Raw genomic sequence first — 24,215 nt, forward strand, 5'->3', positions numbered from 1 at the left:
CCTTACCAGTTGCGGAAACGTTTGGGCGGGTCGTACAGGCCGCCGGACCAGTGCACCAGGTCCTTCACCGAGCGCGCGGCCAACAGGTCGCGGCTGGCATCGCGGCTGCGCACGCCAAGGTCTTCGGCGCGGCGGATCACCCCGCGGTCGCGCAGGTTTTCCACCATCGCCTTGTCGCGCGCCATGCCGACGGCGGTGTAGCCGGCGACCCCGCGGATCGCCTGTTCGCGCTCTTCCGGCGTACGGCACAGGAGCAGGTTGGCGATGCCTTCTTCGGTGAGGATATGGGTGACATCGTCGCCATAGATCATCACCGGCGGCAGCGGCATGTTCGCCCGCTCGGCCAGTTCCCAGGCATCCAGCCGGTCGACGAAGGCGGGCGCCATGTGTTCGCGGAAGGTTTCCACCATCTGCACCACCAGCTTGCGGCCGCGCGGCATCTGGCCGGGCAGGGCGGCCTGCTCACCGGCCTTCAGCCAGGCCGGGCTGGCATGCCGGCGGCCGCGGGCGTCGGAGCCCATGTTGGGCGCGCCGCCGAAGCCGGCGATCCGGTCGCGGGTGGCGGTGGAGCTGTTGCCCTGCAGGTCGATCTGCAGGGTGGAGCCGATGAACATGTCGCAGGCGTACAGACCGGCGGTCTGCGAAAACGCGCGGTTGGAGCGCATGCTGCCGTCGGCGCCGGTGAAGAACACATCCGGACGGGCCTGGATGTACTTCTCCATGCCCAGTTCGGAACCGAACGAATGCACGGATTTGACGAAGCCGGACTCGATCGCCGGGATCAACGCGGGATGCGGGTTGAGCGCCCAGTGGCTGCCGATCTTGCCTTTCAGCCCCAGCGATTCGGCATAGGTGGGCAGCAGCAGTTCGATCGCAGCGGTATCGAAGCCGATGCCGTGGTTGAGGCGCTGCACATCGTATTCGGCGTAGATGCCCTTGATCGCCATCATCGCCATCAGCACCTGGATCTCGGATATCTGTGCCGGATCGCGGGTGAACAGCGGTTCGATGTAATTGGGGCGTGGCGCCAGGGTCACGAAATCGACCCAGTCGGCCGGGATGTCGACGCGGGGGAGGGTGTCGACGATCTCGTTGACCTGGGCGATGACGATGCCACCGCGGAACGCGGTGGCCTCCACGATCACCGGGGTGTCTTCGGTATTGGGGCCGGTGTAGAGGTTGCCGTGGCGGTCGGCGGCCTGCGCGGCCACCAGCGCGATCTTCGGGGTGAGGTCGACGAAGTAGCGGCCGAACAGTTCCAGGTAGGTGTGGATGGCACCGATGTCGATGCGGCCTTCGGCCACCAGCCCGGCCAGCCGTCCGCCCTGCGGACCGGAGAAGGAAAAGTCCAGGCGCTTGGCGATGCCGCGCTCGAACACATCCAGGTGCGATGGCAGCGACAGCACCGACTGCACCATGTGCAGGTCGCGCACCCGCTCCGGATTCACCTGGGCCAGCGATTCGGCGAGGAAATCGGCCTGCTTCTGGTTGTTGCCTTCCAGGCAGACCCGGTCGCCTGGTTCGATGACGGCCTCGAACAGGTCGATCACGCGGGCATGCGGCACCTCGCGCTGCAGTCCGGCTTCGGCGGCCCGCTGCAGGCGTTGCTGGCGCTGTTGCTCAAGGGTGTTCCAGACACGGGTCATGCCACTGACCTTTGTAATTACGGAGTAATTACGACGCTATCACCGGATCCGGAGCGCTGCAAGCGCGAGTGCAGCAGATCATCCGTATCTTTAGAAACGGCGGCGCCCGCAATCCAGTGCGGATGCGTATCATCCGTATCTTTGGCCCGCCGCCGGAGTCCCGCTTGACCTCTCTTCGCCCGATCAGCCCGATGGGCCGCGTGTTTGCGTGGACCGCTTTCTTCGAAGCCCTTACCTGGGCTGGCCTGCTGCTGGGCATGTGGCTCAAATACGGCCCACAGACCACCGAGTCGGTGGTCTGGCTGTTCGGTCGCCTGCACGGGGTGGTGTTCATGGCCTACGTGGCGGTGACCGTCGTCGCGGCACTGCGCCTGCGCTGGCCGTGGTGGGCGACCCTGCTGGCGCTGTTGGCGGCCGTGCCGCCGCTGGTCACCCTGCCGCTGGAATGGTGGTTCCGCCGGCGCGGATTGTTGTCGGTGCAGCGCTGACGCGCCGCCGCTCAGTGCACCGCGCGCGCCGCGATACCCACCAGCAGCAGGGCCATGGCCACCAGCACGAAGGCGACCACCAGGCTGCTCTGGTGGGCCACCAGGCCGACCAGTGCCGGACCGGCCAGTACGCCGGCATAACCCAGCGTGGTGACCGCAGGAATGGCCAGGCTTTCCGGCATCGCCTTCTGGTTGCCGGCCAGGGTGAACAGTACCGGGACGATATTGGCGCAGCCCAGGCCCACCAGCGCGTAGCCGATCAGCGCCAGCGGCAGCGCGCTGGCAAAGGTGGCCAGCAGCAGGCCAGCGGCCGCCACCGCGCCGCCGATCAGCACCGCACGCTGCTGGCCCAGCCACGCGACCATCCGGTCCCCGAACAGCCGGGTCAGCGTCATCGCCACGGAAAACACCAGGAAGCCGAGCCCGGCGCGGCCCGCCGGCACGCCCTGCACCTGGTTGAGGAACACCGCGCTCCAGTCCAGCATCACGCCCTCGCCGAGGAACGCGACAAAGCACAGCAGGCCGATCAACAGCACGATCCCGCGTGGGATGGCGAACATCGGCGCATCGCCGGCGGCGCGCTCATCGCGCCAGTGTGGCGCGGCCACCAGCACCACCATGGCCATCGCCGCCAGCAGCAGGCAGGCGCCCACCCACGGCGCCACGCCCAGCGCGAGCAGGCCGGTCATCGCCGCCGCACCGACCGCCCCGCCGATGCTGTAGAAGGCATGGAATCCGGACATCATCGGGCGCCGGGCATCGCGCTCGACCATCACCGCCTGCAGGTTCATGACGCAGTCGCAGGCGCCGATGCCTGCCCCGAACGCGAACAGGGCCAGCGCCAGGCTGATCGCCGACGGTGCGATGGCAAGCAGCGGCAGGGTCAGGCCCGCCATCAGCAGGGTCACCAGCATCACCACGCGGCAGCCGAAGCGGGCCGCCAGCGCGCCGGCCACCGGCATCGCCAGCAGCGAGCCGGCGCCCAGGCACAGCAGGGTCAGGCCGAGGCCACCTTCGTCCAGGCCGGTGCGTGCCTTGGCGAAGGGAACCAGCGGGGCCCAGGCCGCGATGGCGAAGCCGGGCAGGAAGAACACAGCGCGCGTGGCGTGCTGCTGCCGCGCGGCAACGGGGAAGGAGGCTGCAGACATAGGTAGGCCCGGTCGGGGAATCAGGAGGAGGGGGCGGCGCTGACGATCACGTCCAGCCCCTGCAGGCGCAACGCATCGACCAGCGCGGCGGGCGCATCGGCTTCGACCAGCAGCAGGTCCAGCTGCGCGCGCGAGGCGATCCGATGGCTGGCGATCGCACCGAGTTTTTCATTGCTGGCCACCACCACCACGCGATCGGCGCAGCGCACCAGCGCACGCTTGAAGGCCGCTTCCTCGCCGTCCACCGCCCAGGCGGTGCCCTCGCGATCGATCGCGCAGGTGCCGGCGAAGCAGACATCCACGTGCAGGCCGTCGAGGCTTTCCATGGCCTGGCTGCCGAGCACCGCGCCGGAGCGCCGGTCCACGCGGCCGCCGATCAGGCTGACCTCGATGCCCTCGCGCGCCATCAACAGCAGCGCGATGTCCGGTGCATTGGTGACCACCTGCAACTGCAGGTCACGCGGCAGCACTGTGGCAATGGCGCTGTTGGTCGATCCGGCATCCAGTGCGATGACCTCACCGTGGCGGACCAGGCCGGCCGCCTGCAGGGCGAGTGCGTGCTTGCGCGGCAGGTCCTGCTGCTGGCGCTCGGCCAGCGGCGGGAAGGTCGGGGTGAGGGGCAATGCGCCGCCGTGCACGCGCCGGCACAGGCCGCGCTGGGCCAGGTCGCGCAGATCGCGGCGGATGGAATCCTCGGACACGCCGAACTGCAGCGCCAACGGTGAAGCAAGCACCCGGCCGTGTTCGCGCAGCAACTGCAGGATGGCCTGCTGGCGCTCGCCGGGCAGGGTGTCCGCAGTGTTCATCGCGGTGCCTGCGCGGCAACCGGCAGGCCCAGCGCATGCAGCGACGCGCGCAGGCTGTCGGCGTTGCGGAACAGCAGCGAAGGAATGCCCCGGCCCATTGCTGCCTGCACGTTGGCCGCGGCGTCATCGATGAACAGCGTGGCCGATGGCTCGACGCCGAAACGCTGGAGCGCGCGTTCGAAGATGCGGGGGTCCGGCTTGGCCAGGCCTTCCTCGCCGGACACCAGGATATCGTCGAAGGCGGACAGGAAGCCGAAGCGTTCGCGCGCGATCGGGAAGGTCTGCGCCGACCAGTTGGTCAGCGCATACAGCGCAACGCCCGCGGCCTTCAGCTCGGCCAGCAGGGCGACCGTACCGTGCAGCGCATCGCCCAGCGTTTCCTGCCAGCGCAGCCAGTAGGCGGCGATCAGCTCGCGTTGGTGCGGATGCTCGGCCGCCAGTTCGTCGACCGCCTGTTCCCAGCTGCGCCCCGCATCCTGCTCGGCATTCCACTGCGGGCTGCAGACGTGTTCGAGGAAGTGCTCCATCCGCGCGGCATCGTCGAACAGAGTGCGGTACAGATAGCGCGGGTTCCAGTCGATCAGCACGCCGCCGAGGTCGAAGATCAGCGAGGACGGCGGCGCGGAAGGCAGCAGGGCGCGGGGCGGCGATGCGGGCATGGGCGGGCACAGGGTCGGGGCAGGGCGCCATGCTAGCGCATCCGTGCAGGTGCGTGCACGCCCGTGCAGCATCGTGCATACGTATGCAGTGCCCTGCTGCACAGACGCTGCCTCGGCCGGCGCGCGATCGCCCGCGCTCGCGGCCGCACGGGTGCCTCATCAATCGGCAGGCAACCGAAATGGAATGCTGCTTGCTGCGCAGCGCTGCAGCCTGGCATCGCAACGCGCGCGAAAGTCATCCCATCACGACGGCGCGGACGGTACGCTGGAGCCCATGATGGCGATGGGAAGTGGACGGATGGACAACGCATGCCGGTAGGACGGGTAAGTGCAATGATTGATGGGGACGCCCCCGCGCTCGGCGACAGCTTTGGCCGTCGCTTCCCGTATCTGCGCCTGTCGCTCACCGAAGCCTGCAATTTCAGTTGCAGCTACTGCCTGCCCGATGGCTACCAGGGGGAGGCCGGTCCGCGCTTCCTCGGCGTCGCGGAGATCCAGCGGCTGGTGCGTGGCTTTGCGGCCCTGGGGATGCACAAGATCCGCCTGACCGGTGGCGAGCCCAGCCTGCGCAAGGACCTGGAACAGATCATCGAAGCGGTCGCCGCCGTGCCGGGCATCCGCAAGGTGGCCATCACCACCAATGGCACGTTGCTGCCACGCCGGTTGCCCGGCTGGCATCGTGCCGGCCTGACCGCGTTGAACGTCAGCATGGACAGCCTGCAGCGCGATCGCTTCCATGCTTTGACCGGCCATGACCGGCAGCCGGAGATCCTGCAGGGCCTGCAGATGGCCCAGGCGCTGGGCATCGCGTCGGTGAAACTCAACGCGGTACTGCTGCGTGGCGTGAATGACGACGAACTGCCGCAGTGGATGGAGTTCCTGCGCGAGCGGCCGGTCAGCGTGCGCTTCATTGAACTGATGCGCACCGGCGACAACGAGGCCTACTTCCTGCAGCACCACCGGCGCGCGGACGAGGTCATCACCCAGTTGCTGGAGGCCGGCTGGAGCGAACGCCCGCGGTATCCCGATGCGGGGCCGGCGCGCGAGTTCGGCCATCCGGGCCACCGTGGCACGGTTGGCATCATCGCCCCGTATGCCCGTGACTTCTGCAGCAGCTGCAACCGCCTGCGGGTGACCGCGCGCGGTGACCTGCGGCTGTGCCTGTTCGGTGAGTTCGGCGTGCCACTGCGCCCGCTGCTGCAGTCCGATGACGATTTCGATGCCCTGCTGGCCCGCATCACGACCCAGCTCGGGTTGAAGGCGGCCGGCCACGGCTTGCACCAGGGCCAGACCGGGCTGATCCCGCACCTGGCCTCCATTGGAGGATGAAACACAGCATGAGCGGTGAGATGAGCGCGGCCTTCCACATGGCCGATGTGCGTGACAAACGGATCACCCGACGTCGCGCGGTGGCGGTCGGCGAACTGCTGGCAGGTCCGTTGGCGTACCCGATGATCGTCGAGCGCCGCCTGCCCAAGGGCGATGCGCTGGTGATGGCGGAGATCGCCGGGCTGCAGGGCGCCAAGATGGCCTCCGCGCTGATGCCGCTGTGCCACCCGCTGCCGCTGGAACTGGTTCGCGTGCACTGTGCGCCGGTGCCCGCACGGCACGCCATCCGCGTGTGGTGCGAGTGTGCCAGCGAGGCCCGCACCGGGGTGGAGATGGAGGCCCTGGCCGGGGTCAACGCCGCGCTGCTGACCCTCTATGACCTGACCAAACCGGTCGAACCGGCGCTGGAGATCGGTGGCGTGCGGCTGCTGTTCAAAGAAGGTGGCAAGCGCGGGGTATGGATCCATCCGCAGGGCATGGATGCGCAGGAAGCCGAACGCTTCGCCCCGCGTGCGCCGTTGCAGTTGGACGGCGCGCGGAGCGCGGTCCTGACCCTGAGTGATCGGGCCAGCGATGGCCGCTACGAGGATCGTTCCGGACCCGTACTGGTGGAGGGCCTGCAGGCGCTGGGTGCGCAGGTGCTGCACGCGGAGCTGCTGGCCGATGGCATCGAACCGCTGGCCTCGCGCCTGCGCGCGCTGGCGGCGGAGGGCGTGCAGCTGTGCCTGTGCACCGGCGGCACCGGACTGGGGCCGCGTGACCTGACCCCGGAAGCGCTCCAGTCGCTGGGTGGCCGGCGGGTCGATGGGCTGGCGCAGATGCTGCGCGCGCTCAGCGCCCAGCACACGCCGATGGCCTGGCTCAGCCGCGCCGAAGTGGTGCAGCTGGACGGCATGCTGGTGTTCGCCCTGCCGGGCAGCCCGCGCGCCGCCGCGCAATGCCTGGAGATGCTGGCGCCATTGCTGGGCCATGCACTGGCGATGGTGACCGGCAGGGGGCACGCGTGATCGCCTATGCCGAGGCACTTCGCATCGTGATGGAGGCGGCAGCATTGCTGCCCGACGAGCCGGTCGCGCTGGACCAGGCGTGCGGTCGAACGCTGTCCGCGCCGGTCTACAGCCCGCAGTGCGTTCCTCCGTTCGACAATTCAGCGATGGATGGCTTCGCGCTGCGCCTTGATGGATCCACGGCCACGGCCGGCAGCGAATTCAACGTAGCAGGGTGGCAGGCCGCGGGGGATGCGGCGAGCGTGGCGGGCAACGGCGCCTGGGAAATCATGACCGGGGCACGCCTTCCCGATGGCCTGGACAGCGTGGTGCCGGTGGAGCAGGTGGAGATCCTGCGCAGCGAAGGGCGGCGCCCGCTTCGCATCCGGCTGCGCGCCGACGTGGCACCGCAGCAGTTCGTGCGCCTGCGCGGGCAGGACGTGCAGTCCGGCGAGCAGGTGCTGGCCGAAGGTGAGTGCCTGGACCTCAATGCGCTGAGCCTGCTGCACGCCATCGGCGCAGGGCAGGTGAGGGTCCGGGTGCGTCCGCGCGCGGCCGTCATCGCCACCGGCAAGGAGCTGGTCAGCCAGGCAGGGCAGGCCCTGCAGTCCGGACAGATCCGTGACAGCAGCCGACCCGCGCTGATCGCCCGGCTGCAACTGGCGGGTGCGCAGGTGGTTGCCGATGCGCTGGTGGGTGACGACGCAGCCGCCTTCGATCAGGCGATGGACCAGGCGCTTGCCGGCGGCGCGCACGTACTGGTGAGTACCGGCGCGGTGTCCGCCGGCCGCTACGATTTCATTCCCGCCGCGCTGCAGGCGCGCGGGGCGCAGATCCTGTTCCACAAGGTGGCGATCCGTCCGGGCAAGCCGGTGTTGTTCGCGCGGCTACCCTGCGGCGCGCTGTACTTCGGCCTGCCGGGCAACCCGGTATCGACCGCGGTCGGCCAGCGCTTCTTCGTGGAGCCGCTGTTGCGCGGCATGCTCGGCCTGCCTGCGGAGGTCGCGCTGCGCCTGCCCCTGCTGGCGGCCGCGGACAAGCCGGAAGGCCTGCGCTTCCACGCGCGTGCACGGGTGGAGGTGGATGCCAGCGGGCAGCTGGGCGTGCGCCTGTTGGCCGGGCAGGAGTCATTCCGCCTGAAGTCTTCATTGCAGGCCAATGCGTGGGCGGTACTGGATGAAGCGGGTAGCCATGCCCCGGCGGGAACCCCGGTGCAGGTGATGGGCTGGGGCCATGCAACGCCCCTGCAGGTGAATCGACAGGAGCAGGCATGAGGCAGGTGACGGTGCAGTTGTTCGGCGCGTTTTCCGAACTGGATCCCACGCGCGAAATCGCGGTGGAGGTGGCCGGCGGCCAGGTAGCGCATCTGCGTGCGGCGTTGAAAGCGCTGCTGCCGCTGCGCTGGCCCGCGTTCCGCGCTGGATTGCTGGACTATTCGGCGTTCTCCGACCAGCAGCAGGTGCTGCGCGATGATGACGCGCTGCCCGATGACGGGCGCGTGGCGATCCTGCCGCCGGTGAGTGGAGGATGAGCATGCCAGAGCAGGACCAGTGGATGATCGTCGAACGCGCCAGCGCGGCCATCGATGCGGCCGAGGCGATCGCGTTCGTGTCCGATCCCGGCTTCGGCGGTATCGATGTATTCATCGGCAAAGTGCGCGACCTCAATCACGGGCGCCCGGTACAGGGCATCACCTACGACCTGTTCGACCCGTTGGTGATGGCCGAGTTCGAACGACTGGTCGCTGAGGTGCGCGGGCAGTTCGGGCCGCGGGTGAAACTCTACGTGGCGCATGCCAAGGGGCGCCTGGCGGTCGGCGATACGGCGGTGGTGGTGGCCGCCGGAACGCCGCACCGCGACGAGGCCTTCAAGGCCTGCCGCGCGCTGATCGAAGCGGTCAAGCATCGCAGCCCGATCTGGAAACAGGAGCACTACCTGGACGGCGACAGCGTCTGGAGCGAAGGTTGTTCGCTGTGCCACGCCGACGATGGGGCCCGCCCCGCACCGCCGCCGCCGATATCCTGAAAGAGACCCATCCGATGAAAACCCTGATTGCCACGTTCCTGCTGCTCGCCGCGGCGCCGCTGGCGGGTGCCGCAGAGTTGACCGTATCGGCGGCCTCGAGCCTGACCGAAAGCTTCCGCGAGATCGCCAGCGCCTACCAGAAGGCGCATCCCGGCACCCGGGTCGACCTGAACTTCGCCGCCTCCGGCGTCCTGCTGCAGCAGATCGCGCGCGGGGCGCCGGTGGACATCCTCGCGTCGGCCGATGAGGCCACCATGGACCAGGCGGTGCAGGGCGGCCACGTCGACCTGGCCACCCGCCAGGTGTTCGCGCGCAACGCGCTGTGGGTGATCGTGCCGCCGGACAGCGCACTGCCCCTGACCTCGCTGCAGTCGCTCGCGCAACCGGCGGTCACGCGGGTGGCCATCGGCAACCCGGACAGCGTGCCGGTGGGTCGTTATGCACGCGCCGCGCTGCAGTCCGCCGCACTGTGGACCGCCGTGCAGCCCAAGGCGATCACCACCCAGAACGTGCGCCAGTCGCTGGACTACGTGGCCCGCGGCGAAGTGGACGCCGGTTTCGTCTATGCCACCGACGCGCAGGCGATGCCAGGCCGTGTCAAGCGCGCCTTCCAGGTGCCGGTCAGCGCCGGCATCACCTATCCGCTGGCGGTGGCTTCGCACAGCAGCAGGGCGGCCGAGGCGAAGCGCTTCGTCAGCTTCGTGCAATCGGCAGCGGGCCAGGCGATCCTGCGCCGGCATGGCTTCAGCTCGCCCTGACCGATGGACCTGGACTGGAGCGCACTCGGGTTGTCGCTGAAGGTGGCCGGCTGGGCCACTGCGATAAACCTTGTGCTGGGTGTCGCGCTGGGCTGGCTGCTGGCCCGCCGCCGCTTCCCCGGGCGCGAACTGCTGGACACGCTGCTGACCCTGCCGATGGTGCTGCCGCCGACCGTGCTCGGTTACTACCTGCTGGTGCTGATCGGTCGCAACGGTCCGCTGGGCGGGTGGCTGCAGTCCAGCTTCGGCATCAACCTGGTATTCACCTGGCAGGCGGCCGTGATCGCCGCCGCGGTGGCGGCCCTGCCGCTGGTGTTCAAGCCGGCCCGCGCGGCCTTCGAAGGCGTGGACGGCCAGCTGGAGCAGGCAGCGCGCACGCTGGGTGCCACTGAGGCGGCGGTGTTCTTCCGCATCACGCTGCCGCTGGCCTGGCGCGGCATCCTGGCGGGGCTGTTGTTGGCGTTCGCCCGCGCGATGGGGGAATTCGGTGCCACGCTGATGGTGGCCGGCAGCATTCCCGGGCGCACCCAGACCTTGTCCATCGCCATCTACGAGGCAGTGCAGGCGGGCCAGGATGGCCGCGCCAATACGCTGGTGCTGCTCACCTCGGCGGTCTGCATCGTGGTGCTGCTGGTGGCTGCGCGACTGGTGGGTGGTCGCCGGCAGGAGGTGCGTGATGTGGCTTGAAGCCGATATCAGCCGTCACCTGCAGGCCGCCGGCCAGCACTTCCGCCTGCAGGTGCAGCTGCACTGCAGCCAGCGCCACGTGGTGCTGTTCGGCCCGTCCGGTGCCGGCAAGAGCCTGACGCTGAAGGCCATCGCCGGGCTGCTCACGCCCGACGCCGGCCGCATCGTGCTGGATGGCCAGGTGCTGTTCGATGCCGCCGCCGGCATCTGCCTGCCGGCACGCGCGCGCCGGCTTGGGTATGTGTTCCAGGATTACGCGTTGTTCCCGCACCTTACGGTGCGCCAGAACGTTGCCTTCGGCCTGCAGACCGGATGGTGGAATCCACGCCGCGGCGGCCGCCATGCCGAAGTGGAGCACTGGCTGCAGGCGCTGCGCATCGAGCGCCTGGGGGACCTGATGCCATCGCAGGTGTCCGGCGGCCAGCGTCAACGCACGGCGCTGGCCAGGGCACTGGTGACCCGGCCGCGTGCGTTGCTGCTGGATGAACCCTTCGCCGCGCTGGACCATGATCTGCGTGCACACCTGCGCAGCGAGCTGCAGGCGGTGCTGGAGCAGGCCGGCATTCCGCTGCTGCTGATCAGCCATGATCCGCAGGACGTGACGATGTTCGGCCAACAGGTACTGCGGCTGGCCGATGGCCGTACGCTGCAGCCCGGACCGCTCACTGCCCGCTGACAGCAGCTGCACTAGAACAGGTCGTGTCATCGGCGAGGGAAGGGCGCGTCATGAGTGATCTGTGGACATTGAGCATGCCGTGGTGGGAGTTCATCCTGCGCGCCGTGGCCGTGTATGTGATCGTGCTGCTGATGACGCGGCTCAGCGGCAAGCGCTCGCTCGGACAGTCCACTGCCTTCGACGTGCTGGTCATCGTGCTGCTGGGCAATGCCGTGCAGAACTCACTGATCGGCCAGGACAGCTCGCTGCTCGGTGGGCTGCTGCTGGCGGCCACGCTGTTGTCGTTGAACTGGCTGGTAGGTTTCGTGACCGCGCGCAACCGTCGGCTGGACCGCCTCGTGGAAGGGGCACCGGTGGTGCTGGTGCGCAATGGCACGGTGTTCTGGAACCAGTTGCGCCACTGCAATCTCTCCCCCGCCGATCTCGATGTCGCGATGCGCAGCGAGGGCTGTCGGCAGCATGCCGACATTGAACTGGCGATGCTGGAAACGTCCGGGCGCATCACCATCACGCCACGGCCGGACTGAAACGTACGCCGCCGTTTGCAGCGCGCGCGATGTCGCAATGCTGCGCAGTTCACGCGCAGTGGCGCTGTCGCATTCGTTTCTGAAGCAGTTCATCAGCGCCCTCATGCGTCGCTGTACGGCGCTCATTACGCAATGTCACACAGAGTGCGCTCTGATTTCACGAAGGGTTGATTCGCTGCAGGTATAGATTCACTGCAAGAGCAACGCCAGCGTCCCCCACGCCCGCGCCGATCCCCGATTACTACCTCGCTGCCTGAACGGGCGGCTGGGTACGCCACTCTGCACGCCTTTCGAGCCCCCTGATGAACACGATGCCTCCCTTCAGTCGTCCAAAGCCGTCCCCTGTCGCGCGCAAGACGAGCCAGCGCTCGCGCCGGCGTGATGTGCGCGGCCGGTTCGTCCCCGCCGTTGCATCGGTGGATCGTGGCGAGCCGGTCCTGTTCGTCGTTTCTGAAATGGCCGACTTCATCAAGGCCGGTGGCCTCGGTGATGTCGCCGCTTCATTGCCGCGCGCCCTGCGCGGCGCGTGTGATGTGCGGGTGCTGATTCCGGGCTATCCGGAGGTGCTGTCGCGGCTGCGCTCGATCGAAGTGGTCGGCAGCGTGGCACCTCGCGGCCACCTGCCAGCCTGCCGCATCGGACGGGCGATGCAGAGCGACGGGCTGCCGATCTACGTACTGCTCAACGGCCCCTTGTTCGACCGCGAAGGCACGCCGTACGTCGACCATGCAGGCAAGGAATGGAAGGACAACGCGATCCGCTTCGCGACCCTGTCGCACGCCGCGGCGGAAATCGCTGCGGGCCGCACCGGCATGGAATGGAAGCCGGGCCTGTTGCACCTCAATGACTGGCCGACCGCGCTGGCGGCCGCGTACGTGCGCTGGGACGGCACGCAGGTGGCCACCCTGCTGACCATCCACAATCTGGCCTACCAGGGCTTGTTCCCGTACGCGCTTTCCGAGGCGCTGGGGATCCCGGCCGGGCACCTGGAGGAAATGCAGTTCTTCGGCCACATGTCCTTCCTGCAGGCGGGGATCGTCAATGCCACGCGACTGAATACCGTAAGCCTGAACTATGCCGAGCAGATCACCGCACCGGCGGATGGCTGCGGACTGGATGCGCTGCTGGCACGCCGCGCCGCGCGCGGTCACCTGAGCGGTATCGTCAACGGTATCGACGCCAGCTGGGATCCGCGCTCGGACCAGCACCTGAGCGCCCATTTCAGCGTGCAGCAGTGCGCTGGCCGGGCCGACAATGCCGCCAGCGTCCGCCAGGCCTTCGGCCTGCGCGACAGTGGCGGCCCGTTGTTCGCGGTGGTCAGCCGGCTGGTGCACCAGAAGGGCCTGGACATCACCTGTGACGTTGCCCCGCAGATCATCGCGGCCGGTGGCCAGCTGGTGGTGATCGGCGGCGGTGAGCCGCAGGTCGAACAACAGGTCCGCGCGCTGGCGCGGCGCTTCCCCGGGCAGGTCGGGGCGTGGATCGGATTCGATGAACAACTGGCCCGGCAGATGTTCGCCGGCGCCGATTTCCTGCTGATGCCCTCGCGCTTCGAACCGTGCGGGTTGAGCCAGATGTATGCCCAGCGGTTCGGCTGCCTGCCCATCGCGCATGCCACCGGCGGACTGGTGGATACCGTGGATGACGGCGTGACCGGCTTCCTGTTCCATGAGGCCACCGCCAACGTGATGCGTCGCTGCGTGGAACGCGCGCTGCGCACCTTCCGCATGCCGTCGCTGCTGCGGTCGATGCAGCGTGCGGCGATGCTGCGCCCCAGTGGCTGGGACATCGCCGGGCGGCATTACCTCGACCTGTACCAGCAGGCAAGGCAGGTGGCGGCATGATGGACGGTGAGCATGGTCCATCGCCTGCCGTGGTGCGCGAAACGGATGTATCGGCAATGATTGATCCCCTTCCCGCGTCGTTGCTGGCGCTGTCGCGCGGCGAACCGGTGGACCCGTTTGCCTGGCTGGGCGTGCATGCCGATGGCAAGGGCGGGCACGTGCTGCGTGTGCTGCTGCCGGAAGCCCGGGCGGTGTGGGCGCGGCTGCCAAGCCAGGCGGCCGAACAGGCGCTGGCTGCCACGGCGGCCGATGGGTTGTTCCAGCTGGCGGTGCCGGGCCCGGGCCGGGCGATGCTGCGGATCAGCTGGGCCGAGGGTGAACAGCGGATGGAGGATCCGTATGGGTTCTGGCCGCTGCTGCCGGACGACGTGCTTGCAGGAATCCGCGACGGTGACGGCGAGGCGATGCGCGCGCTCGGCGCCCTGCCGATGCAGGTCGACGGCGTGGACGGCGTTCGTTTTGCGGTGTGGGCGCCCAATGCGCAGCGCGTCGCGGTGGTCGGTGAATTCAACGGCTGGGACGGGCGCCGCCACCCGATGCGGCTGCGCCATGATGGCGGGGTGTGGGAGCTGTTCCTGCCCGGCGTGGCGGCCGGTGCGCGCTACAAGTACCGCATCACCGGGGCCGACGGCACGATCCTGGCCGACAAGGCCGACCCGATGGCGCGCTGGGCCGAACTGCCGCCGGCCACCGCCTCGCGCGTGGCGCCGGTCGAGGCACGGCAGTGGCAGGATGCGCAGTGGATGCAACAGCGCACCGCCGCACGCCACGCCCCGCTGTCGATCTACGAAGTCCATGCCGGATCCTGGCAGCGCGATGCCGAGGGCAATGCCTATGACTGGAACGCGCTGGGCGACCGCCTCATCCCGCATGTGCAGGGGCTGGGCTTCACCCACATCGAACTGCTGCCGGTCAGCGAGCATCCCTTCGGTGGCTCGTGGGGCTACCAGCCGCTGGGTATCTACGCACCGACCGCGCGCCACGGTACGCCAGAGGATTTCGCGCGCTTCGTCGACCGCTGCCACCAGGCCGGCATCGGCGTGATCGTCGACTGGGTCAGCGCCCATTTCCCCAACGATGCACACGGGCTGGAGCGTTTCGATGGCACCGCCCTGTACGAACACGCCGACCCGCGCGAAGGCTTCCACCAGGACTGGCACACCCTGATCTACAACTACGGCCGTAATGAAGTGGCTGGCTACCTGATCGGCAGCGCATTGGAATGGATCGAACGTTTCCATGTCGATGGCCTGCGCGTGGATGCGGTTGCTTCGATGCTGTACCGCGACTACAGCCGCAACGAAGGCGAGTGGGTGGCCAACGAACATGGCGGGCGCGAGAACCTGCAGGCGGTCGCCTTCCTGAAGCGGATGAACACCACGCTGCAGGCACGCTTCCCCGAGGTGATGGTCATCGCCGAGGAGTCCACCGCATGGCCCGGGGTCACCGCGCCGGTGGAGCAGGGCGGGCTCGGCTTCTCGCACAAATGGAACATGGGCTGGATGCACGACTCACTGCGCTACATGCAGCATGACCCGGTGCATCGCCAACATCACCACAGCGAGATGACCTTCGGCCTGGTCTACGCGTTTTCCGAACGGTATGTGCTGCCGCTGTCGCATGACGAAGTGGTGCACGGCAAGGGCGCGCTGCTGGCGCGCATGCCCGGCGATGAGTGGCAGCGCTTTGCCAACCTGCGCGCCTATTACGCACTGATGTGGGCGCACCCCGGCAGCAAACTGCTGTTCATGGGCGGGGAGTTCGGCCAGGCCCACGAATGGAACCATGACGCTGCACTGGACTGGGAGCAGGCCGGGCGCCCGTTCAACCACGGCGTGGCCCGGCTGGTCGGTGACCTCAACCGGCTGCTGCGCGCTCAACCCGCGCTGCACCGCGACGAGCAGGACGAACGCACGTTTGAATGGAGCATCGGCGATGACCATGCCAACAGCGTGTTCGCCTTCATCCGCCACGATCCGCACGGACACGCTCCGCCGTTGCTGGTGGTCAGCAACCTGACCCCGGTGCCACGCCACGATTACCGCGTAGGCGTGCCGCGTGCCGGGCAGTGGCGTGAGGTGCTCAACACGGACAGCGCTTTCTACGCCGGCAGCAATGCGGGCAACGGCGGTGCACTGCATACCCAGCCGCACAGCATGCACGGGCAGCCGCACTCGCTGCAGCTGACCCTGCCGCCGCTGGCCACGCTCTACCTGCAGGTCGACGCATGACGCCAGCGGGGAGGGGGCGGCTGGGCGCATGGCCGCTCGGCGACGGACGCTATGCGTTCAGGCTGTGGGCGCCCGATGCCGGGCAGGTTGCACTGGTACTCGATGGCGAGGTGCATCCGATGCAGCCCGAACACGAGGGCTGCTTCTTCCTGGAGGCCTCGGGCAGCAGCGGAACGCCGTACCGGTTCCTGGTCGATGGCCAGGCGCAGGTGCCCGATCCTGCGTCGCGCTGGCAGCCGCACGGCGTGGAGGGTGCCAGCGCACTGCTTCCCGATGATGGCCACGCATGGCAGGCACGATGGGAAGGGCGGCCCTGGCAGGAACTGGTGATCTACGAGGTGCACCTGGGCTGCAGCGGGGGCATTGCCGGGCTGATGGCGCAGTTGCCTGCGCTGGCCGCGATGGGTATCACCGCGCTGGAGCTGATGCCGGTGGCGCAGTTCCCGGGGCGGCGCAACTGGGGCTACGACGGCGTCTTCCCGTACGCGCCCGCCGAGGCCTACGGGCATCCGGACGCGCTCAAGGCGCTGGTCGACGCCGCCCACGGACACGGCATGGCGGTGCTGCTGGACGTGGTCTACAACCATTTCGGGCCGCAGGGCAACCTGCTGGACACCTATGCCTCGGCATTCTTCAAGCACGATGCACCCACGCCGTGGGGCGAGGCCATTGATTTCACCCAGGCGCAGGTCAAGCGCTTCTTCGTCGACAACGCCTTGATGTGGCTGCAGGAGTATCGTTTCGACGGCTTGCGGCTGGACGCGGTGCAGGCGATCACCCCGAATGCGTTCCTGGGTGAACTTGTGCAGGCGATACGCGAGGGCTGCCCGGGGCGGCCGCATGTTCACCTGGTGCTGGAAAACGAACGCAACCAGTCGCGCTGGCTGCGGGGGGACTACCAGGCGCAGTGGAACGATGACGTCCACAATGCGCTGCACGTTATGCTGACCGGCGAAGTGGAAGGGTATTACGCCGACTACGCCGGGCGCGCACCCCAGTTGCTGGCGCGCGCGCTTTCGGAGGGATTTGCGTGGCAGGGCGAGCGCAACCACAAGGGCGAACTGCGCGGTGAGCCGAGCGCGGACGTGCCGCCGCAGCGCTTCGTGGTCTTCGCGCAGAACCACGACCAGATCGGCAACCGGGCATTCGGCGAGCGGCTGGTGACACTGGTCCCCGCTGCGCATGCGCGCGCCGCGCTGGCGCTGGTGCTGCTGCTGCCGATGGTGCCGTTGCTGTTCATGGGCGAGCCGTGGCAGGCGCGGCAACCGTTCCTTTTCTTCACCGATTACGTGGCGCCGCTGGATGATCTCGTACGCGAGGGGCGACGGCGCGAGTTCGCCGGTTTCGCCGCGTTCGCCGATGCCGACCAGCGCCAGCGGATTCCCGATCCCAATGCGCGCGCCACCTTCGATGCGTGCCGGGTCATGCTGCCCGCGGCCGGTGATGCAGATGCCGATGCGCATCTTGCCGTGTTCACCGAACTGCTTGCGCTGCGTCGTCGCTACCTGCAACCGGGACTGGCGCAGGCGCGCTCGCTGGGCGCGCGGGTACTGGGACGGCAGGCGGTGCAGGCGGGCTGGCAGCTGCCGGAGGGGCAGTGGTGGATCGCGATCAACGTGGGCGATTCCGAGGTGGAGCACGCGCTTCCCGATGGCGCGCTGGTGTGGGAACAGCAGCCCGCCGCGGCCGGCAGGATCGCCGCCGGCAGCGTGCGGGTGCACTGGGTGGCAGGATGAACGGCCGCCATCCGTTGCAGCAGCGCGCTGACCAGGCCGGCCTGCAGGTACGCTGGACCGACGTGGCCGGCGTGGAGCGCGACGTGGCGTGGGACGTGGTCGAAGCGGTGTTGCTGTCGCTGCAGGGGAACACCGACGAGGAAGGTGTTTCCCCGCCGCTGCTGACCTGCATCGCCGGCCAGGGGCTGCGGGTGCCTGATGCGGGATCCGGGCCTGCCGATTGGGTAGGGGAACAGGGGGCGGAGCTGCCGGCGCAGCAGGTCGGTCCCGATCAGTGGATTGCCCCGGCAACTCCGGGCTACTGGCACTGGCGCCAGGGCGAACGCCTGCAGGCCGTGGCCGTGGCGCCGCTGCACGCATGGTTCCCCGACAGGGCCGATGGCCCCCGCTACTGGGGCATTTCCACGCAGGTGTACGGCGTGTCCGCTGCAGGCGATGGCGGGATCGGTGACAGCGGCGGGATTGCAGCGTGGCTGCCGCGCCTGCAGCGCCATGGTGGGGACGCGATCGGGCTTTCACCGATCCACGCCAACATGCCGATCCGCAGCAGCTTCAGTCCGTATTCGCCGAGCGACCGGCGCTGGCTGGAGCCGTTGCATGGCGCGCCCCTGCAGCACCTCGCCGAAGCGGCCCTGGCGGTGCGTGCCGCCGATCCCCGGCTTGATGCGGACCTTGCCCTGCACGAAGCGGCCGGTCAGATCGACTGGCCCGCGGCGGCGGCGGCGAAATGGCAGTGGATAGGCCGGTTGCCCGCGTGGCTGCAGACGCACCGCCCTGGCCATTGGCAGCTTATCGAATCGGAAATTGCCGCCTACGGTGCGCCGCTGGCGTCGTGGGCCAGCCACACCGCCGCCTTGTCCCGGACGCCGGCTTCAGTGCAGGCGTTCGGGCAATGGCTGGTGCAGTCGAGCTGGCACCAGGTGCAGCGTGATGCACGCGAACGCGGCATGGCGATCGGGCTGATCGCCGACCTGGCGATCGGCTTCGATCCGGCCGGGGTGGAGGCGCATGACAACGCCGGTGCCGTGCTGCAGGGCCTGGAGCTGGGCGCACCCCCGGACGCGTTCAATCCGCATGGGCAGGCGTGGGGCATCACCGGGTACGCGCCACGTGCGCTGCGCGCGCAGGGCTATGCGCCCTTCATCAGCCTGCTGCGGGCGGTGATGGCGCGTCGCGGCGGCGTGCGCATCGACCACATCCTGGGCCTGCTGCGGCTGTGGGTGCTGCCGCGGGGTGCCGGCGCGGGGCAGGGCGTCTACCTGCGCTGCCCGTTCGATGACCTGCTCAACCTGCTGGTGCTTGAATCATGCCGCCACCGCTGCGTGGTGATCGGCGAGGACCTGGGGGTGGTGCCCCCCGGCATCCGTGATGCCTTGGCGTCGCGCGGCGTACTGGGCATGGACGTACTGGCCTTCAGCCGCGATGGACAGGGATTCCTGCCGGCCAGGCAGTGGCGTGCATCGGCCGTGGCGATGAGCTCCACCCATGACCTGCCACCTGTTGCAGGCTGGCTGCAGGGGCGCGACCTGCAGTGGCGGCGTCGACTGGGCTGGACCGGCGAAGCGGCGCAGCAGCTGCAGCTCGAACAGCGCCAGGCCGAGGTGCGGCAGCTGGCCGCGCAGGTGCAGGCCGAAGGTCTGGACAGTGGCGACCTGCAGCGCGATGCGTTGGCCTTCACCGCGCGTACGCCGTCGGTGCTGGCGCTGCTGCCGCTGGAGGACGCGGCGGGGATCATCGAGCAGCCGAACCTGCCCGGTACCGTGGACGAACACCCGAACTGGCGGCAGCGGTTGCGGCTGCAGGACGACGACACTGCGCTCGACCAGCGCCTGTCTGCGTTTGCCGCGCAGCGGATGCCGGCGGTGGGCGCATGACCGCGCTGCGTGCCAGCGTGCGCCTGCAGCTGCATGCCGGCTTTGATTTCGATGCCGCCGCAGCCCAGGTCGATTATTTCGCACGGCTGGGCATCAGCCACCTGTACCTTTCACCGATCGCGGCGGCCGTCCCGGGGTCAACGCACGGTTATGACAACATCGACCCCACCCGGATCAGCCCCGAACTGGGCGGCGAAGCCGGTTTCGCGCGGCTGGCCGACGCGGTGCGGGCCCATGCCATGGGCATCCTGCTGGACATCGTGCCCAACCACATGGCGGCGCATCCGGGCAACCGGTGGTGGAGCGACGTGCTGCGGCACGGCCGGCGCAGCGTGCATGCAGGCTGGTTCGATATCGACTGGGAGGCGCCCGGGTGCGAGGGCAAGCTGTGGCTGGCCGTGCTGGACAGACCGCTGGCCGCTGCGCTTGCCGACGGCGTGCTGAGCCTTGACATCGGTGCGACCGGTCCCTGCCTGCGCCACCACGACCTCACTTTGCCGCTGTCACCGCTGAGCTTCCCTGCAGCGGCCGACAGCTGGCCGGCCTGGGTCGAGCGCTGCCAGCGCTCGCCGCAGCGGCTGCATGACCTGCTGCAGCGCCAGGCCTACCGGCTGGCGTGGTGGCGCAGCGGCGCTGACCGCACCAACTACCGTCGCTTCTTCGACATCGATGGGCTGGTCGCGTTGAAGGTGGAAGAGCCGCAGGTCTTCGAGGCGGTGCACGCGCTGCCGCTGCGGCTGGTCGCCGAAGGCCACGTCGATGGCCTGCGCATCGATCATGTCGACGGGCTGGCCGATCCGGCCGGGTACCTGCAGCGGCTGCGGACGTGCCTGGACGGCGTGGCCGCGCAGCGCAGCGTCCCGCCCGGTTCGATCACCCTGCACGTGGAGAAGATCCTCGCCGACGGTGAAGCGCTGCCGGCCGACTGGACCTGCGATGGGACCACCGGTTACGACTTCATGGACCAGGTGGGCGCATTGCTGCACGACGGCGCCGCCGAACCTGCCCTGCAGGCGCTCTGGCAGGCGCAGAGCGGGGACGGACGCGGTTTCGATGCCTGGCAGCAGCAGGCCCGGCTGCAGATGCTGCAGGGCTCGCTGCGCTGCGACCTTGATCGGTTCCTTCGCGGCCTGGCCGAACCCTGCGCGAACGATCCCGGGGCAGCGGACCTGACCGGCGGCATGTTCGAACGTGCAGCGATCGCCCTGCTGCAGCATTTCCCGGTGTACCGCACCCACGGGTTGCGCTCGGCAGCCGACCAGCAGTGGCTGGACCACGCCGCCACGGCAGCCGCTGCGCAGCTGGGTGAAGGTGATCGCGCGGCGCTGCGGCATGTCTGTACGTGGCTATGCGAGCACCCGGCCCTGCGCACCCGGTTCGAACAGCTGACCGCGCCGCTCAACGCCAAGGCGGTCGAGGACACCACCTTCTATCGGTACGCGCGGCTGCTGTCGCGCAACGAAGTGGGCAGTGACCCGGCCCGGATCCACCTGCCTCTGGAGCAGTTCCTGTTCTGCGCCGGGCAACGCGCGCAGCACTGGCCGCAGGCGCTGCTTGCCGTGGCCACCCACGACCACAAGCGCGGCCCGGATGCTCGCTGTCGGCTGGCGGTGCTGAGCTGGAACGTGGCGTACTGGGCAGACCAGCAGCGCCACTGGAATGCGCTGGCGGTCGCGGCCGGGCATCCGTGCCCGCTGCCGGGTGGCGAAACCAGCATGCTGTGGCAGACCCTGGTCGGCAGCTGGCCACTGCAGGCGGAAGCGGTGGATGCCGCCTTCATCGCGCGCGTCGGTGGCTGGTTGCAGAAGGCCCTGCGTGAAGGCAAGCGGGTGAGCAGCTGGAGTGACCCCGACCCGGTCCTGGAGCAGGCGGCAGCCGACTGGTTGTCGTGGTTTGGCGGCAGCCCGGAGGCGGCGGTGCTGCGTTCGGCCGTGGAGGCGTTCGTGCATGGCATTGCGCCACATGCGGCGCGCCTGGGGCTGGTCCAGCTGGCCCTGCAGCTGTGTTGCCCGGGGGTGCCGGATATCTACCAGGGCAACGAGGGCTGGGATACCAGCATGGTCGATCCGGACAACCGCGGCGCGGTGGACTACGCGCAACGGCGTGCGTGGCTGGCCGCTGCACCGGACTGGCAGCAGACGCTGCGGGCCTGGTCCGATGGCGCGCCCAAGGCGCTGCTGCTGGCTACCCTGCTGCGCTGCCGCGCCGCCATGCCGGACTTGTTCGGTGCCGCCCCGTTGACGTCGCTGGCCGCGCACGGTGCGGTATGGGCGCTGGGGCGGCTGGCCGGCTCGCACGGCATGGTACTGGTGGTCGATGCTGCCGCGTCGGTGGACGTGGAGCTGGCCGGCCCCGGCCTGTTACGGCAGGGCGCCGGCCACGCCGGCCGCGTCACGCTGCCAGTGGGACACTGGCGCAGCCTGCTGGATGCACGGCGGTGTGAAGGTGGGCAGGACGTCGATGCGGCCTCGCTGCTCGATGGGGCCCCCGTGGCGATCTGGGTTCTGGATAACGGAGATGAGGATGGATGCTGAACAACGCCGGGCGCGCACTGCTGCGCTGGCCCACCAGATATGGGAAGCCGAAGGTCGTCCCGATGGGCAGCAGCAGCGGCACTGGCAGATGGCCGAACGGCTGGTGCTGGCCGACATAGCAGCCGCCCATGAAAGGGACCCGGAGGCAGGCAGTGGCCCTTCGTAAATGGACGCAGACGTCGCGTGTCCGCGAAGGGCTTCCGTATCCGCTGGGTGCCAGCTGGGACGGGCTGGGGGTCAATTTCGCGCTGTACTCCCGCCATGCCACCCGCGTCGAGCTGTGCCTGTTCGACGAACGCGGGCGCGAAAAAGAACGCATCGCGCTGCCCGAATACACCGACGAAATATGGCATGGCTACCTGCCTGATGCGCGTCCGGGCCAGCGTTACGGGTACCGCGTGCATGGACCCTACGCGCCGGACGCGGGGCATCGCTTCAACCCCAATAAGCTGCTGCTTGACCCCTATGCCAAGCAGATCGTGGGCGAACTCAAGTGGGCGCCCCACCTGTTCGGCTACACCATCGGCCATCGCGACCGCGACCTGAGTTTCGACAAGCGTGACAGCGCCGCCTACATGCCGCGCTGCGCGGTGATCGACCCGGCCTTCAGCTGGGGCAGTGAACGGGCGCCGGCCACCCCGTGGGACCGCACCGTGATCTACGAAGCGCACGTGCGTGGGCTCACCATGCGCCATCCGTCCGTATCCAAGGACGAGCGCGGCACGTTCTCCGCGCTGCGCCACGATGCGCTGGTGGACCATCTCAAGCACCTGGGCGTGACCGCGATCGAGCTGCTGCCCGTGCATGCCTTCATCGATGAGCAGCACCTGCTGCAGCAGGGCCTGCGCAACTACTGGGGCTACAATTCGATCGGCTTCTTCGCCCCGCACCCGCGCTATCTGTCGCTGGGCACCGTGGCCGAGTTCAAGCAGATGGTCGCGCGCATGCACCATGCCGGGCTGGAAGTGCTGCTGGATGTTGCCTACAACCACACCGCCGAAGGCAATGAGCTGGGACCGACGCTGTCGTTCAAGGGCATCGACAACACCAGTTATTACCGGCTGGGCGATGACCGTCGTTATTACATCAACGATACCGGGACCGGCAACACCTTCGACCTGACCAACGCCGGTGCGCTGCGCATGGTGATGGATTCACTGCGGTACTGGGTGACGGAAATGCGCGTGGATGGTTTCCGCTTCGACCTGGCCACCATCCTGGGCAGGGAAAGGCATGGCTTTGATCCGTCCTGCAGTTTCCTGGACGCCGTGCGCCAGGATCCGGTGCTGAGCCAGGTCAAGCTGATCGCCGAGCCGTGGGACATCGGTCCGGGCGGCTACCAGTTGGGGGCCTTCGCGCCGGGCTGGGCGGAATGGAACGATCGATTCCGTGACACCAGCCGTGCGCTGTGGCGCGGTGATGGCGGGCAGCTGCCGGGCTTCGCCGCGCGCTTCACCGGTTCAGCGGACCTGTTCGACCACCACGGCCGACGTCCATCGGCCAGCATCAACTTCGTTACCGCCCACGATGGGTTCAGCCTGCACGATCTGGTCAGTTACGAGCACCGGCACAACCTTGCCAACGGGGAAGAGGGGCGCGACGGACACGGCAACAACCTGTCCAGCAACCACGGCGTGGAAGGACCGACCGAACAGCCGGCGATCCTGGCGTTGCGGGCGCAGCAGATGCGCAACCTGCTGGCGACGCTGCTGCTGTCACAGGGCACCCCGATGCTGCTGGCCGGCGATGAGTTCGGCCATACCCAGCAGGGCAACAACAACGTCTACTGCCAGGACAACGAGCTTGCGTGGATCGACTGGGAGCGCGCCGAACAACCGTTGGCGCAGGCCCAGCTGGCCTTCGTCCGCCGCCTGCTGCTGCTGCGGCGCCGCTATGGACTGCTGCGCCGCAACCGCTTCCTGCGCGATGCAGGACAACGCAGCGGCGACATCCACTGGTTCACGCCGGAAGGACACCGGATGCAGGAGGTGCACTGGCATGACGGTGAGCGACGGGCGCTGACCATCGTGCTCGATGGCCGTAGTCCGGACAGTGGCCTGCAGGAGCCGGGCCGGCATGTCAGCCTGGCGCTGTTGATCAACACCGGCACCACGCCGCAGGCCTACCGCGTGGAACTGGACGGCATGGAGTTCCGCAAGGTCCTGCTGCAGACCCCGGAAGCGCCGTTGCAGCAGGACCCCGACGGTCAGTGGCAGCTGCCCGCCCACAGCCTGTGCCTGCTGGCGGCAAGCAGCAGCTGA

21 protein-coding genes are annotated in these 24,215 nt (G+C 68.7%); 17 read left to right on the forward strand and 4 right to left on the reverse strand.

The window, feature by feature from the left end; all coding sequences use genetic code 11:
* Nucleotides 1-2: 2 nt before the first annotated feature.
* Complete coding sequence (mdcA, locus tag RTX79_RS02470; RefSeq protein WP_312681550.1) at nt 3-1,646, reverse strand: malonate decarboxylase subunit alpha; 1,644 nt, start codon at nt 1,644-1,646, stop codon at nt 3-5.
* Nucleotides 1,647-1,837: 191 nt separating this feature from the next.
* Between mdcA and RTX79_RS02475 the strand changes: the two genes are divergently transcribed.
* Complete coding sequence (locus RTX79_RS02475; protein WP_223181708.1) at nt 1,838-2,134, forward strand: DUF3817 domain-containing protein; 297 nt, start codon at nt 1,838-1,840, stop codon at nt 2,132-2,134.
* An 11-nt stretch (nt 2,135-2,145) separates the two neighbouring features.
* Here the strand turns inward: RTX79_RS02475 and RTX79_RS02480 are convergent, their stop codons facing one another.
* From RTX79_RS02480 to RTX79_RS02490, 3 genes are read right to left on the reverse strand one after another with little or no spacing between them, the layout of a single operon-like run.
* Nucleotides 2,146-3,282, reverse strand: coding sequence for an MFS transporter (locus RTX79_RS02480; protein ID WP_312681553.1), 1,137 nt, complete (start codon nt 3,280-3,282; stop codon nt 2,146-2,148).
* Between the two features lie 20 nt (nt 3,283-3,302).
* Complete coding sequence (locus RTX79_RS02485; RefSeq protein WP_312681554.1) at nt 3,303-4,088, reverse strand: DeoR/GlpR family DNA-binding transcription regulator; 786 nt, start codon at nt 4,086-4,088, stop codon at nt 3,303-3,305.
* Nucleotides 4,085-4,747, reverse strand: a complete 663-nt coding sequence (locus RTX79_RS02490; RefSeq protein ID WP_312681556.1) for an HAD family hydrolase — start codon at nt 4,745-4,747, stop codon at nt 4,085-4,087. The genes RTX79_RS02485 and RTX79_RS02490 overlap by 4 nt, the downstream gene beginning before the upstream one ends.
* Before the next feature lie 333 nt (nt 4,748-5,080).
* On the opposite strand from RTX79_RS02490, the gene moaA reads away from it, so the two are divergent.
* The 16 genes from moaA to glgX all read left to right on the forward strand — a co-directional run bounded on the left by moaA (nt 5,081) and on the right by glgX (nt 24,215).
* Nucleotides 5,081-6,076 (forward strand): GTP 3',8-cyclase MoaA, encoded by a 996-nt coding sequence (gene moaA / locus RTX79_RS02495; RefSeq protein WP_057506826.1) that lies wholly within the window; start codon nt 5,081-5,083, stop codon nt 6,074-6,076.
* Nucleotides 6,077-6,084: 8 nt separating this feature from the next.
* Nucleotides 6,085-7,083: a bifunctional molybdenum cofactor biosynthesis protein MoaC/MoaB gene (moaCB, locus tag RTX79_RS02500; protein WP_312681562.1), complete on the forward strand. Its 999-nt coding sequence runs from the start codon at nt 6,085-6,087 to the stop codon at nt 7,081-7,083.
* The gene (locus RTX79_RS02505; protein WP_312681563.1) at nt 7,080-8,336 is read left to right on the forward strand and encodes a molybdopterin molybdotransferase MoeA; all 1,257 of its coding nucleotides are present in this window, start codon (nt 7,080-7,082) and stop codon (nt 8,334-8,336) included. The genes moaCB and RTX79_RS02505 overlap by 4 nt, the downstream gene beginning before the upstream one ends.
* Nucleotides 8,333-8,593 (forward strand): MoaD/ThiS family protein, encoded by a 261-nt coding sequence (locus RTX79_RS02510; RefSeq protein WP_312681564.1) that lies wholly within the window; start codon nt 8,333-8,335, stop codon nt 8,591-8,593. The genes RTX79_RS02505 and RTX79_RS02510 overlap by 4 nt, the downstream gene beginning before the upstream one ends.
* Before the next feature lie 2 nt (nt 8,594-8,595).
* Nucleotides 8,596-9,087, forward strand: a complete 492-nt coding sequence (locus RTX79_RS02515) for a molybdenum cofactor biosynthesis protein MoaE (protein ID WP_312681566.1) — start codon at nt 8,596-8,598, stop codon at nt 9,085-9,087.
* Nucleotides 9,088-9,101: 14 nt separating this feature from the next.
* Entirely contained in the window at nt 9,102-9,845 is a 744-nt protein-coding gene (gene modA, locus RTX79_RS02520; protein WP_312681568.1) for a molybdate ABC transporter substrate-binding protein, read from the forward strand.
* A gap of 3 nt (nt 9,846-9,848) precedes the next feature.
* Nucleotides 9,849-10,532 carry a molybdate ABC transporter permease subunit gene (gene modB, locus RTX79_RS02525; protein ID WP_309685713.1) on the forward strand — a complete coding sequence of 228 codons (684 nt, stop codon included), beginning with the start codon at nt 9,849-9,851 and terminating at the stop codon, nt 10,530-10,532.
* A complete protein-coding gene (locus RTX79_RS02530) occupies nt 10,522-11,208 on the forward strand; it encodes an ATP-binding cassette domain-containing protein (RefSeq protein WP_057507676.1) in 687 nt (228 codons plus the stop codon). The genes modB and RTX79_RS02530 overlap by 11 nt, the downstream gene beginning before the upstream one ends.
* 50 nt (nt 11,209-11,258) lie before the next feature.
* Nucleotides 11,259-11,735 (forward strand): DUF421 domain-containing protein, encoded by a 477-nt coding sequence (locus tag RTX79_RS02535; protein ID WP_057507675.1) that lies wholly within the window; start codon nt 11,259-11,261, stop codon nt 11,733-11,735.
* A gap of 311 nt (nt 11,736-12,046) precedes the next feature.
* Complete coding sequence (gene glgA / locus RTX79_RS02540; protein WP_428695950.1) at nt 12,047-13,579, forward strand: glycogen synthase GlgA; 1,533 nt, start codon at nt 12,047-12,049, stop codon at nt 13,577-13,579.
* A gap of 56 nt (nt 13,580-13,635) precedes the next feature.
* Nucleotides 13,636-15,810 (forward strand): 1,4-alpha-glucan branching protein GlgB, encoded by a 2,175-nt coding sequence (glgB, locus tag RTX79_RS02545; RefSeq protein WP_312681576.1) that lies wholly within the window; start codon nt 13,636-13,638, stop codon nt 15,808-15,810.
* Nucleotides 15,807-17,546 (forward strand): malto-oligosyltrehalose trehalohydrolase, encoded by a 1,740-nt coding sequence (gene treZ / locus RTX79_RS02550; protein ID WP_312681578.1) that lies wholly within the window; start codon nt 15,807-15,809, stop codon nt 17,544-17,546. The genes glgB and treZ overlap by 4 nt, the downstream gene beginning before the upstream one ends.
* A complete protein-coding gene (locus RTX79_RS02555) occupies nt 17,543-19,420 on the forward strand; it encodes a 4-alpha-glucanotransferase (RefSeq protein WP_312681580.1) in 1,878 nt (625 codons plus the stop codon). The genes treZ and RTX79_RS02555 overlap by 4 nt, the downstream gene beginning before the upstream one ends.
* Entirely contained in the window at nt 19,417-21,954 is a 2,538-nt protein-coding gene (gene treY, locus RTX79_RS02560) for a malto-oligosyltrehalose synthase (RefSeq protein ID WP_312681581.1), read from the forward strand. The genes RTX79_RS02555 and treY overlap by 4 nt, the downstream gene beginning before the upstream one ends.
* Complete coding sequence (locus tag RTX79_RS02565) at nt 21,944-22,120, forward strand: DUF2934 domain-containing protein (RefSeq protein ID WP_309685700.1); 177 nt, start codon at nt 21,944-21,946, stop codon at nt 22,118-22,120. Before treY ends, RTX79_RS02565 begins: the two co-directional genes overlap by 11 nt.
* Nucleotides 22,107-24,215, forward strand: coding sequence for a glycogen debranching protein GlgX (glgX, locus tag RTX79_RS02570; RefSeq protein WP_312681582.1), 2,109 nt, complete (start codon nt 22,107-22,109; stop codon nt 24,213-24,215). The genes RTX79_RS02565 and glgX overlap by 14 nt, the downstream gene beginning before the upstream one ends.

It is taken from the genome of Stenotrophomonas chelatiphaga (assembly GCF_032054965.1).
Taxonomy (GTDB): Bacteria; Pseudomonadota; Gammaproteobacteria; order Xanthomonadales; family Xanthomonadaceae; genus Stenotrophomonas; species Stenotrophomonas chelatiphaga.